A 290-nucleotide genomic window follows, 5' to 3' on the forward strand; every position below is an offset into this window, starting at 1 on the left:
GCCAATGTGAACCTGTTATTCATGAAGTGACCTTCTGTGGCGATGCGCGCCACCCGTTCGAATATCTGGCTGTTCCGGCGGGACCCGGTTATTGAGAGGCGTCGCACCGCTCAGCATGTGAACCGATGGGGGCGGGCGTTGATGAGGGTGCGGGTGTAGGGATTGTCGGACCGCGAGAAGATGAACTCCGACGACCCGTAATCCTCGACCCGGCCGTCTCTGAAAATGTAGACGGAGCTGCACATCTGCTGGACGATGGCGAGGTCATGGGAGATGAAGACCATCGTCAT

1 pseudogene is annotated in these 290 nt (G+C 58.3%); it reads right to left on the reverse strand.

The window, feature by feature from the left end:
- Positions 1 to 110: 110 nt before the first annotated feature.
- Positions 111 to 290: pseudogene (locus BN1800_RS39935) on the reverse strand (ABC transporter ATP-binding protein); the annotation flags it as partial.

This window comes from Rhizobium sullae (assembly GCF_900169785.1).
Lineage (GTDB): Bacteria > Pseudomonadota > Alphaproteobacteria > Rhizobiales > Rhizobiaceae > Rhizobium > Rhizobium sullae.